Source organism: Marinimicrobium sp. C2-29 (genome assembly GCF_038419845.1).
Lineage (GTDB): Bacteria > Pseudomonadota > Gammaproteobacteria > Pseudomonadales > Cellvibrionaceae > Marinimicrobium.
Map to the genome: position 1 here is coordinate 94,120 of NZ_JBCAQT010000002.1, position 11,413 is coordinate 105,532.

Sequence of the window (11,413 nt, forward strand, 5' to 3'; positions counted from 1 at the left end):
CAAAGGCGTTTAGTGGTTGAAGATCAACCCCGAAAACTTGTCGCGACCCACCGCATCAATACCGGCCATGACATCCGAGCCGGTGGTTTTGCCAAAGGGGACGACCAACAGGGCGTGATCGCAGTACTGGGCCAGTATTCGGGCCTCAGTGGTGGACTGCACCGGTGGAGCATCCAGGACGATAAAACGATCCGGGTAGCGGGTTTTGATTTCAGAAATCAGCACTTCCATGCGCTTGGAGTTGAAGAACTCCGCCGCCGAGTCACTGCCGGCACCGGAAGGGATGACCCTCAGGCGCTCGACCCCGGAGGGGTAGATGATGCGCTTGAGCGGCACCGTGTAATCCTGCAGGTACTGGGTGAGGCCATATTCAACAGGCGCCACCGTGTACGCCTCGGCACTGGAGTTGTAAGGGTTGCAGTCCACGTACAGGGCGGTTTTGTGCCGGTCGAGCGCGAAGGTGGCCGCCAGATTGAAGGCGGCGAAGGTGCCACCGCCCCCCTCGGTAATGGAGGCCACCAGGGCCACCACATTGTCGGACTTGCTCTTCTGCAACAATCGGATGCGCACTTCGCGAAAGGCGTTGAGCAGCTCGCGCTCACGCATGCCCGAGAAGATGACTTTTTTCTCGTACAGCTCTTCCTGAGTCCAGATGACCGGCGTGGCCATGCTCTTGATCTGCTCACGCTTGCGGTGCTCGGAAACAGCGTTTTTGATCAGCGGGTCTTGAGGCTGGTGCTCTTTCACGGTTTCCATCCTCTCGATAAAATTTCGCAGATTGATGCCCGACTTTTTCGCTTCAGGGCCCTGATTCTCATCATTCATAATGCGCTCCCCTGCGGGCTAATTTTTCACGTCGTACCAGGTGATTCCCAGCCCGATGTAGGCGGCCATGGCCAGAATACAGAGCACCACGAGCGCCACCATGTCCTTGCGCATCAGGCGCTTACTCAGGGGCGTGTGGTAGTGCGGCAGGACACCGATGATGTCCACCCCTTCGGGCAACTGGCTCTGCAGACTACGGGCCGAGCGGATGTGGGGGTCGAGCAACACGAACACAATCAGTAGCCCCAGCGGTGCCAGGAAGCCCAGGAAGGGTCCGGCCGAGGCAAAATGCACATAGCGCAGACCGGTAGGCTCCAGCGGGAAGCGGGCCGGATCCTGGATTTTGTAACGCACCCCCTGGCCTTCGATATCCAGAGTCATGGACAGACGGGCGGACTCCTTGCGCTGCAACATCTCTTCATACACATCCCGGTTGACGTTCATATCCCGGGTGAGCTCCGACAGCTCCGCCTGGTTGGCCGCGACCCGCTCGGCGCGCTCGTACTCCTGCTCCAGCAGACGCTCCAGGGAGTCCATGCGCCGCCTCTGGGCTCTGAGCTCCACTTCGGCCGAAGACTTCTGCTTGCGCAGCTCTTCGTACAGGGGGTTTTCCACCGTTTCCGAGCGGCTGAAAGCATCGCCGGCGAACTCGAGTTGGGCGATTTCTTCGTCCACGTCCTGAATCTGCTGGCGCAGCGTGACCACATCCGGGTAGCTGTCCTGGTAGATCCGCCGCAGCTGTGCGAGCTGGGAGGTCAGCTGCTGACGACGGTCGCGCAGCTCATCTGCTTTGCCGCGCGAACGCTGATACTGGCTTTCCTGTTCCAGTTGCTGCTCTACCGAGACAAGCCGCGATTCCGATTCCTCAATCTCCAGCTTCAGGCTCTCGATATCATTGCGCAGCTGATTGATGCGCGCGGTCACCTGCGCCTCGGTTCCGTCAGTGTTCTGGGCCCGGAAGTTCTTGAGCTTTTCTTCGGCCAATTCGAGCTGGCGCTTGTAGGACTCGACCTGGGCATCGATGAAGTTGAACGCGCCCACGCTCTCTTCCCGCTTGCGGCGGGCCGTATCCTGAATGAAAACGTTCACCACGGCATTCAGGATACTGAACGCCTGATCCGGGTCGGATGAACCATAGCTGACCCGAAAGTGATTCTTGCCCTCGGTGATGACATTCAGGCCACTGCGGATCTGCCGCACGGCGTTGCTCACCGCTTCATCGCCCGCGTTGCGCCCCACCAGGTCCGCCTGCTCGGCCGCTTGCTCCATGACCCGTCGGGTGTAGAGGGTCTCCTGCGCCTGAGTGGCCCGATCCACATCCGTCACCGAAGCGCGACCTTTGAGCAGGGGCTCGATGATATTGCTTTCGTCGGCCTGCAGCAGGGCTTCGGTTCGGTAGGTGTTGGGCCAGAAGTAGCCAGCGGCCAGAATGGCGAAGGAGACTGCGATGAACAGCAGTACATACAACACCCGAAAGCGGATCGCCTCAAACTTAAGAGCGTTGAGAAGATCGGTTATAAAAGTTTTATCCATAAATGAATCCGGTTTAAAACGCGCGCTCAGGCACAGTCACAATGTCGGAGGGCTGCAGTGGGTAATTGGTCTCCACTTTGCCCTTTTCGATCAGGTCATCAAGATGAATGGGGTAGACATTCAGCTCCCCCTCCACCTTGCGGTACAGCTTGGCCTTGTTGGCCGAGGCGAATTCGTTGGTCCCGCCCGCCATCAGCACCAGATCCAGCACCGTCATGCCCTCGCGATAAGCCACGGACTGGGGACTCTGCACCGCCCCGGTAATCCGCACCCGGCGCTGGAAGTCGGAGCTACTCGCGTTGGTCACGATGACCGTCACCTGGGGGCTGCGAATGTACTCGGTGAGCGCCTCGGTCAGGTTGGTCGACAGCTCCCGGGCCGTCAGCCCCGCCGCAGTGACATCGCCCACCAGCGGCAGCGAGATTTTGCCATCGGGCCGCACCGGAACATCGCTGGAGAGCTCTTCGTTGCGCCAGACGTTGATACGCAGGGTATCCCCCACCCCGATCTGGTATTCATCCAGGACGCCCATGTTGGTCGGGGGTGGAGTAATGGGTTTGCTGGAGCAGCCTGCCAGCAGGACAAGTAAAGCCAGACCGATAAAACGGCCTTTTCCGAAAAGCCATGTCATTCTATTCACGCCCTCTAACTCCTTCAATCCGGGGTGGTTTTAGTGTACCCCTTTACCCAGGAGTACAATTTCCACGGTTTGAATCATGATCAGCATATCCATCAGGAAGCTGTGATTCTTGGTGTAATACAGATCGTACTGTAACTTGTTCCTGGCGTCTTCTACCGAGGCGCCGTAGGGGTATTTTAGCTGGGCCCACCCCATCAGACCGGGCTTGACCTTGTGCCGGGTGTGATAGAAGGGGATCTGCTCGCCCAGATCGGCCACAAATTCCGGCCGCTCCGGCCGTGGCCCCACAAAACTCATCTCGCCTTTTAAGACATTGTACAACTGGGGCAGTTCGTCCAACCGGGTATTACGGATGAACGCGCCCACCCGGGTGACCCGGGCATCATTTTTCTGGGCCCAGACCGCCTTGCCCTCTTTCTCGGCATCCTGGCGCATGCTGCGAAACTTGTAGATCCGGAAGCTCTTGCCGTTAAGGCCGGTCCGGTCCTGGTGATAAAACACCGGCCGGCCGCCGTCGAGGAAGACCGCCAGGGCGGTCAGCAACATGAACGGCCAGAGCAGCAACACGAACAGGCCCGCCAGCCCCAGATCAAACACCCGTTTGGCAATGTTGCGCCGCTTGGAGTATTTGAAGCCGTCGGAGAACAGCATCCAGCCCGGCTTGAGCAGGGTGATGTCGATCTTCCCCAGCTCGCGCTCGCAAAAACCCAGTGCATCACTGGTGGGCACGCCCACCAGCTTACAGTCAATCAGCTCGTCCAGGGGAAAAACTCCACCATCGCGCTGGCGCCGCTCATCGGGGGCCACCACGATTTCGGAAATAGTCTGGCTTTTGACAAACCGGACCCAATCGCTCGGCGTTGGCAACACCAGGCTTTGATCCACCGCCACCGGCTCGGAGCCGCTGGGAATACAGCCTACCACCTGAACCCCCACCAGATCTTTCTCCGGCTCCAGGTTCTCCAGCAGTGTCTGGGCGCGCTGACCGGCCCCGTAGATCACAACCCGGCGCTTGAGCTCGGCGGTGTCGACCAGCATCATGAAGAACCAGCGCGAGATCAGCACCAGCACGGTGGAGAAGAGCACTCCCCAGAAAATCACGCCCTGGGCGAGCAGCTCACCCCCAAGGACCATGTTGAGCACAAACAGCGCCAGGCTGCCCAGCAGAAAAAAGCTCACCAGGGTGCGCAGGACCATGCTGGAGTAGCCTTCCCGCACCAGGGCGATATAGACCCCCATCGACAGGGTGCAGCAGCTGAGTACGACCGAAAACAGGGCCACGGATGTCCATTGCTCGGGGGCCGAGACCCACTGGCTGGCGGATTCGCTCATCACCTTATGCCAGCGTTCGGCAAACCAGGCGGCCAGAGCCAGCAGACCCAGCTCAATAATACCCAGAAACAGATAGGGCAAATGGATGTAGTGTTTATTCAGCCTTATATATGACAAACCCGGGTCCTTGAGGGGTAAGTGGACGATCGATCTAGGCTCGCATTATAGCGGTTTTCGCGCCCAGTTCTCGACCACTGACGACGCTAATTTGACCGCCCGGGTGACAAGATTTTCGACACTCGAACGGCCTTCCCGCTTTTTCGCCTCCGTGCACATAAATATGGTAAATTGAGTGCTGATCAACGCTTGCTCTGCCGGCATTTGCGACGAGGTTTGGCGCGTTTAACCCCATACTACCACTAAGGAAAGCTTCCCTATGTTTGCTAGCGAACCGACGCTGTGCATTATCGGTCTGGGCTATGTCGGTCTGCCGCTCGCGGCCGAATTTGGCAAACAGACCCGAACCCTGGGTTTTGACATCAACCCCAAGCGCATCAGCGAGCTGGGAGCCGGTCGCGACCACACCCGCGAATTGAACGCCGAAGAATTGGCGGCCGCCGAGCACTTGAGCTTCACTTCCGATGAGGCCGACATCAAGGGTTGCGATGTGTACATCGTGACCGTGCCCACCCCCATTACCGAAAGCAAACAACCGGACCTGACGCCACTGGAAAAGGCCTCGGCCCTGCTCGGGCGCGTGATCGGTAAAAACAGCATTGTCATTTTCGAGTCCACCGTGTTCCCGGGGTGCACCGAAGAGGTCTGCGTGCCCATTATCGAGCAGGGCTCGGGTCTGGTGTTCAACCGCGACTTCTTTGCCGGCTACAGCCCAGAGCGGATCAACCCGGGCGATAAGGAACACCGGGTCCACAACATCACCAAGATCACCTCCGGCTCCACCCCGGAAGCGGCGGACTATATCGACGCACTGTACGGGCGCATTGTCACCGTCGGGACCCACAAGGCCAGCAGCATCAAGGTGGCCGAGGCGGCCAAGGTGATCGAGAACACCCAGCGGGACATCAACATTGCCCTGATCAATGAATTGTCGCTGATTTTCAGCCGCCTGGGCATCGACACGATGGAAGTGCTCGAAGCGGCGGGCACCAAGTGGAACTTCCTGCCCTTCCGGCCCGGGCTGGTGGGCGGCCACTGCATCAGCGTGGACCCCTACTACCTGACCCACAAGGCGCAACAGGTGGGTTACAACCCGGAAGTGATCCTGTCCGGGCGGCGCATCAACGATGGCATGGGCCACTTTATCGCCAGCTCGGTGGTCAAGCTGATGACCCAGCGCAAAACCCATGTGGTGGATGCCAACATTCTGGTCATGGGCCTGGCCTTCAAGGAAAACTGCCCGGACCTGCGCAACACCCGGGTGGTGGATATCATCGGGGAGCTGCAGGACTACCATGCCAATATCGATGTGTACGACCCCTGGATCGACCCCGAGGAGGCGGAGCACGAATACGGCCTCAAGGTGGTCACGGAGCCCAGGACGGGCCACTACGATGCGATCATTCTGTGCGTGGGCCACAATGAGTTCCGGGCGATGGGCGTGGACGCCATCCGCCAGCTCGGCCGGGACAACCATGTACTGTTCGATGTAAAACACATTCTGCCGAAAGACCGGGTGGACGGTCGGCTGTAGCCCACCCCCGCTCACTCAACAACAGGACCCCAACATGAAAGTTTTAGTGACCGGCACCGCCGGCTTTATTGGCAACCACCTGGCCCTGCGCCTGCTCGAACGCGGCGACGAGGTGATCGGGGTGGACAACCTCAACGACTACTACGATGTAAACGTCAAGAAGGCCCGCCTGGCCCGCATTGCCAACCACGAAGCCTTTACCGATGTTCGCGCCAACATTGAAGACAAGGCCGCGATCGACACCATTTTCAAGGAACACAAGCCGGACCGGGTGGTGAACCTCGCGGCCCAGGCCGGGGTGCGCTACTCGCTGATCAACCCCCAGGCCTACATCGACAGCAACATCACCGGCTTCATCAATATTCTGGAGGCCTGCCGGCACTTCGGTACCGAGCACCTGGTGTACGCCTCGAGCAGCTCTGTGTACGGCGCCAACACCGCCATGCCCTTCTCGGTGCACAACAATGTGGATCACCCGGTGAGCCTGTACGCCGCCAGCAAGAAGTCCAATGAGCTGATGGCCCATACCTACAGCCACCTGTTCGGCATTCCCACCACCGGCCTGCGGTTTTTCACCGTCTATGGCCCCTGGGGCCGGCCGGACATGGCGCTGTTCATCTTCACCAAAAAGATTCTGGCGGGCGAGCCCATCGATGTGTTCAATTACGGCAATCACCGCCGGGATTTCACCTACATTGATGACATTGTGGAGGGTGTGATCCGCACCCTGGACCACCCGGCCCCGACCAACCCGGACTGGGACGGCGACAGCCCGGACCCGGCCACCTCCAAGGCGCCCTACCGGCTGTACAACATCGGCAGCAACAACCCGGTGGAGCTGATGCGCTACATTGAGGTATTGGAGAACTGCCTGGGCAAGAAGGCGGAGAAGAATCTGCTGCCCATGCAGCCCGGCGATGTGCCGGATACCTTTGCCGATGTCGATGCTTTGATTGAGGATGTGGATTACAAGCCCACCACGCCGATCGAGACCGGGATTGAGAATTTTGTGGAGTGGTATCGGGATTATTACAAAGTCTAGGTATAAGGTTTAGTGGTTTTGGTTGTGGCGGATGCGCTTGACGCTTATCCGCCCTACGGATGGCACGGAGGTTGCGTAGGGCGGATAAGCCTAAGGCGCATCCGCCGTCTGCAAAAAAGGTACTTCAATGGCTTCTGTTACTCATGCAATGACCGTCGATGTCGAGGACTACTACCAGGTCCAGGCACTGGCCGAAGGCGTCAGCCGCGACGACTGGGAAAAGTGGCCCTCGCGGGTGGAGGCCAATACCGACCGGTTGCTGCAGCTGTTCGATGAGGCCAACATCAAGATCACCTTTTTCATTCTGGGCTGGGTGGCCGAGCGCCACCCGGAGCTGGTCAAGCGGATTCAGGCCCAGGGCCATGAAATCGCCTCCCACGGCTACAGCCACCGATTGATCTACACCCAGACGCCTGAGGTCTTCCGCGAGGAGACCGCCCGCTCCAAGCAGATTCTGGAAGAGATCACCGGGGAGCCCATCACCGGCTACCGGGCCGCGAGCTACTCGATCACCAAACAGTCGCTCTGGGCACTGGATATTCTGGCCGAGCTGGGCTTTACCTGGGATTCCAGCATTTTCCCCACGCGGCACGACAATTACGGCATCCCCGGCAGCCCGGAGGAGCCCTACAAGATCATCACCACCAGCGGCGCCACGCTCACCGAGTTTCCGCTCACCACCGCCAAGGTGCTGGGCCAGGCGGTGCCGGCGGCGGGTGGCGGTTACTTCCGCCAGTATCCCTATGCGCTGTCCCGCTGGCTGTTCCAGCGCGCCAGCGACGGCGGTACCAAACCCCAGATTTTTTACCTGCACCCCTGGGAGATTGACCCGGACCAGCCGCGAGTGCCCAACCTCAGCTGGTTCTCGCGCTTTCGCCATTACACCAACCTGCACCGCTGCCTGCCGCGCCTGGAGCGCATGATTGCCGACTTCCCCTTCGGCACCATGAGCCAGAGCCTGGGCACCGCGGAAATCGAGAAGACCCTGGATCTGCGGGAGATGGCCGGGGAGAAAGCGAGCACGGCGTCGTGATTGATGGGCAAGTATGGATAGACGGGCGGGGTCATTATCTGTAAAATCGCGCCCTCTTCGGGCGTTGGCCCGTAGGTTCGGCGGATGCGCCTTAGGCTTATCCGCCCTACGCAAGGTTGGCCCCGGAATGGCGGATGCGCTTGACGCTCCGATACGTCGGACCGATCCGCCCTACGCAACCACCGTGCTATCCGTAGGGCGGATAAGCTGTAAGCGCATCCGCCAGAAAAACAGTTCACGCACCTGTAGCTCAGTTGGATAGAGTAGCGGTTTCCGAAGCCGTTGGTCGCAGGTTCAAATCCTGCCAGGTGCGCCATATACTATGTTGGTGCTCGCCCTACGAGGTGCGCCAAACATTAAAGAAGCCCGCTCATCGCGGGCTTTTTTGTGTCTGCTCATTTCGGAGTAGACTATAGGGCCTGAGTCTTTTGCTCAGATGAGGAGCCCTATGAAAACCACCATCACCACCTTCTTTGTCCTGTTATTGATCTCCGGGTGCACGAGCACCCTGGGGCCGGATCATTATTTCTGTAATCAGCATGAGTCCAGGGAGGATTATGAGGTTTGTATGGAGGCTGGGGAGGAGGTGGAGTGAGGGGTTGGTTGGGTTTTGGCGGATGCGCTTGACGCTCCGAAACGTCGGACCGACCCGCCCTACGGAAGGTTGTGGTTCTGGAAAGGCGGATGCGCTTGACGCTTATCCGCCCTACAGGTACCTCGGTGGTCTACGTAGGGCGGATAAGCGTCAAGCGCATCCGCCGTAAACTTTGCCCCCTCTGCTAGAGCTTATCGAAGGCGTCGGTGAGGATGCAGTCGTACCGGCGCTCGTCGTAGGCTTTCAGGCGCGGTATATCCGCCTCCCGGATCAGGCCTTTCTCGGCCGCGTCGTGCAGGCGCTCGTTCATGGTTTCACCCGTCACCTCACCCTTGGCCTGGGCGCGGATGAAGGTGCTCCAGCTCGGCTCCAGTGACAGCAGCATCTGGTAGGTGGTTTCCACCCGACCGGTGGCGTCTTCCGGGTCGTCGCTTTCGTAGACGTAGGGCGCAAACTGCTTGCGCACGGCGTTGTCTTCCATGATCAGCCCACCCAGCTCGCGGATGGAGTCGTCATCCGGCCGGTGCAGAATCCGGCCCAGCGGAAACGCCATCCATTTGATCATGCATGCCAGGGTCTTCAGGGGGAAGTTGCTGTAGAAGTTGTACAGCGCCTCCTGAGCGGTGAAGAGCGCGTGGCGCACGGCGTACTCGGCGTGCGCGTCCTCCTCCGGCGTGCGCGAGTGAGTCGAGTGGTACTTCAAAATGGCGCAGGCGATGAACAGCTGGCTGTGCACATCCCCCAGGCGGGCAGAGAGCAGCTCGCGCCGCTTGAGGTCGCCGCCCAGAACCGCCAGGGCCACATCAGAAGTCACGGCCAGGGCCGCGCTCAGCAGGTTGATACGCTGGTACCAGCGACGGCTGAACTCATCGGCGTTTTCCGGTACCGAGCTGAAGCGGGCGCGGGTGATGCCCAGTATCTTGGTGCGCAGGCTGTTGCTGAACACATGGCCCAGGTGGTGAATGAACAGCTTGTCGAAATCTTTCAGACCCTGCTCCTGATCTTCGGCCTGAATGGCCTGAAGTTCGTCGAACAGGTAGGGGTGACAACGCATGGCGCCCTGGCCGAAGATCATCAGTGAGCGCGTCAGAATGTTCGCCCCTTCCACGGTGATCGCCACCGGCACGCTCTGGTAAGGCAGCGCAAGAAAGTTACGCGGCCCGTGCTGGATGGCCCGGCCACCCACGACGTCCATGCTGTGGTTGACCACAACACGCATCATTTCGGTGGCGTGGTACTTGGCCATGGAGGTCATGACCGAGGGCGCGCCGTTCTCCAGCCCCTTGGTCACCAGCTGGCGCATGGCCTCGAGCGTGTAGGCGTAGGAGGCGATTTCAGCTGTGGCCTCCTGCACCCCTTCGAACTTGCCCACTTCCATATTGAACTGCCGCCGGATGCGCGCATAGGCGCCCACATTGCGATAGAGCATTTCGCCGCTGGCGGTGGCCAGCGCGGGCAGTGAGATACCGCGGCCGGCGCCCAGGCACTCGATCAGCATGCGCCAACCTTTGCCGGCCATGGGGGCGCCGCCAATGATCCAGTCCACGGGGATGAATACGTCCTGGCCCTTGATCGGCCCGTTCATGAAGGGCGAGCCGGGATGGTGGCGCCGGCCGATTTCGATCCCCGGATGGTTGGCGGGCAAGAGGGCACAGGTAATGCCGTAATCGGATTTGCTGCTGTCGCCCAGCAGGCCGTCGGGGTCGTGCAGTTTGAACGCCAGGCCCACGACCGTGGCGATGGGGGCCAGGGTGATCCAGCGTTTGCTGAAGTTGAGCCGCAGGCCGATGACTTCTTTGCCTTCAAACTCGCCTTTGCACACGATGCCGGTGTCGGGGATGGAGCCGGCGTCGGAGCCGGCTTCCGGGCCGGTGAGGCCGAAGCAGGGAATCTCGGTGCCGTCGGCCAGGCCGGGTAACCAGCGCTGTTTCTGCTCGTCGGTGCCGTATTTCATCAGCAGTTCGCCCGGGCCCAATGAGTTGGGCACCATGGCGCTGACGGCGGCGGTGGCCGAGCGGCTGGCGATTTTGCCCACGATGCGGCTCTGGGCGTAGGGGCTGAATTCGAGCCCGCCGTATTCTTTGGGGATGATCAGCCCCAGGAAGCCTTTGTCTTTGAGGTATTGCCACGCCGGTTCGGGCAGGTCTTTGAGGTGGTGATGAATTTCGTATTCATCGAGCATGGCGCAGAGTTCGTTGACTTCGTTGTCGAGGAAGGATTGTTCCTCGTCGCTCATTTGCGGCAGGTTGATCTGGGCAAACTGGTGCCAGTCGGGCCGGCCGCTGAAGAGGTCTTTTTCCCACCAGGTGGTGCCGGCTTCCATGGCTTCGCGTTCGGTGACGCTCATGCTGGGCATGGCTTTGCCCAGGATTTTGAACACGGGTTTGGATAGCAGGGGGCGACGCACCAGCGGGACGTTGAGGATGATGAGTATGGCGGCCAGGGGGATGACGAGCCAGAGGGACCAGAGCACCGGCGAGAGGTAGCCGAGGATGTACCAGGCGAGGGCAACGGCGGCGGAGCCCAGGGGCAGCGGTATGCGCCGGTAGATGACGGTGCCGATGACGCCCAGTAGTAGTATGAGTGACAGCAATAACATAGATTTCTCCCTTGGTGTCTGTTCAGGAGGGTTGGTCTCGGGCCCTCGCTTTCCTAACAATAGCGTAATTTGGTGTGCTCTTGGGGACTATTTGTAGCTGATTTGTGCCTGGATTAGACCACGGCCCGCTGCGAGGTATCCTGGTCCAAAGCGCGCTCCACGT

At 59.9% G+C, this 11,413-nt stretch carries 9 protein-coding genes and 1 tRNA gene; 5 read left to right on the forward strand and 5 right to left on the reverse strand.

The annotated features are described in order from the left end of the window. Window positions 1–9: 9 nt before the first annotated feature. Genes AAE484_RS02355 through AAE484_RS02370 form a run of 4 tightly spaced genes read right to left on the reverse strand, consistent with a single transcriptional unit; the run spans window position 10 to window position 4,447 of the window. Window positions 10–825, reverse strand: coding sequence for a tyrosine-protein kinase family protein (locus AAE484_RS02355; protein WP_341936724.1), 816 nt, complete (start codon window positions 823–825; stop codon window positions 10–12). Window positions 826–843: 18 nt separating this feature from the next. Continuing rightward, a complete protein-coding gene (locus AAE484_RS02360; RefSeq protein WP_341936725.1) occupies window positions 844–2,358 on the reverse strand; it encodes an XrtA system polysaccharide chain length determinant in 1,515 nt (504 codons plus the stop codon). Between the two features lie 13 nt (window positions 2,359–2,371). Continuing rightward, window positions 2,372–2,989 (reverse strand): XrtA/PEP-CTERM system exopolysaccharide export protein, encoded by a 618-nt coding sequence (locus AAE484_RS02365; protein WP_445928821.1) that lies wholly within the window; start codon window positions 2,987–2,989, stop codon window positions 2,372–2,374. A gap of 39 nt (window positions 2,990–3,028) precedes the next feature. Further along, window positions 3,029–4,447: a TIGR03013 family XrtA/PEP-CTERM system glycosyltransferase gene (locus tag AAE484_RS02370; RefSeq protein WP_341936726.1), complete on the reverse strand. Its 1,419-nt coding sequence runs from the start codon at window positions 4,445–4,447 to the stop codon at window positions 3,029–3,031. A gap of 259 nt (window positions 4,448–4,706) precedes the next feature. Between AAE484_RS02370 and tviB the strand changes: the two genes are divergently transcribed. The 5 genes from tviB (at window position 4,707) to AAE484_RS02395 (ending at window position 8,651) form a co-directional block, all read left to right on the forward strand. Next, window positions 4,707–5,981: a Vi polysaccharide biosynthesis UDP-N-acetylglucosamine C-6 dehydrogenase TviB gene (gene tviB / locus AAE484_RS02375; protein ID WP_341936727.1), complete on the forward strand. Its 1,275-nt coding sequence runs from the start codon at window positions 4,707–4,709 to the stop codon at window positions 5,979–5,981. 34 nt (window positions 5,982–6,015) lie between these two features. After that, window positions 6,016–7,023, forward strand: a complete 1,008-nt coding sequence (locus tag AAE484_RS02380; RefSeq protein ID WP_341936728.1) for an NAD-dependent epimerase — start codon at window positions 6,016–6,018, stop codon at window positions 7,021–7,023. Between the two features lie 127 nt (window positions 7,024–7,150). Beyond that, a complete protein-coding gene (locus AAE484_RS02385) occupies window positions 7,151–8,056 on the forward strand; it encodes an XrtA system polysaccharide deacetylase (protein WP_341936729.1) in 906 nt (301 codons plus the stop codon). Between the two features lie 239 nt (window positions 8,057–8,295). Further along, window positions 8,296–8,372: transfer RNA gene (locus tag AAE484_RS02390), tRNA-Arg, on the forward strand. Window positions 8,373–8,504: 132 nt separating this feature from the next. After that, window positions 8,505–8,651: a hypothetical protein gene (locus tag AAE484_RS02395; RefSeq protein WP_341936730.1), complete on the forward strand. Its 147-nt coding sequence runs from the start codon at window positions 8,505–8,507 to the stop codon at window positions 8,649–8,651. 184 nt (window positions 8,652–8,835) lie between these two features. On the opposite strand, the gene AAE484_RS02400 is transcribed toward AAE484_RS02395, so the two are convergent. Further along, on the reverse strand, window positions 8,836–11,250 hold the full coding sequence (locus AAE484_RS02400) for an acyl-CoA dehydrogenase (RefSeq protein WP_341936731.1): 2,415 nt from the start codon (window positions 11,248–11,250) through the stop codon (window positions 8,836–8,838). Window positions 11,251–11,413: the final 163 nt, after the last annotated feature.

Excerpts from the sequence above, each read along its gene's own strand:
- AAE484_RS02355 (WP_341936724.1), bottom strand. The coding sequence starts at position 825 with ATGAATGATGAGAATCAGGGCCCTGAAGCGAAAAAGTCGGGCATCAAT.
- AAE484_RS02360 (WP_341936725.1), bottom strand. The coding sequence starts at position 2,358 with ATGGATAAAACTTTTATAACCGATCTTCTCAACGCTCTTAAGTTTGAG.
- AAE484_RS02365 (WP_445928821.1), bottom strand. The coding sequence starts at position 2,989 with ATGACATGGCTTTTCGGAAAAGGCCGTTTTATCGGTCTGGCTTTACTT.
- tviB (WP_341936727.1), top strand. The coding sequence starts at position 4,707 with ATGTTTGCTAGCGAACCGACGCTGTGCATTATCGGTCTGGGCTATGTC.
- AAE484_RS02380 (WP_341936728.1), top strand. The coding sequence starts at position 6,016 with ATGAAAGTTTTAGTGACCGGCACCGCCGGCTTTATTGGCAACCACCTG.
- AAE484_RS02385 (WP_341936729.1), top strand. The coding sequence starts at position 7,151 with ATGGCTTCTGTTACTCATGCAATGACCGTCGATGTCGAGGACTACTAC.
- AAE484_RS02395 (WP_341936730.1), top strand. The coding sequence starts at position 8,505 with ATGAAAACCACCATCACCACCTTCTTTGTCCTGTTATTGATCTCCGGG.
- AAE484_RS02400 (WP_341936731.1), bottom strand. The coding sequence starts at position 11,250 with ATGTTATTGCTGTCACTCATACTACTACTGGGCGTCATCGGCACCGTC.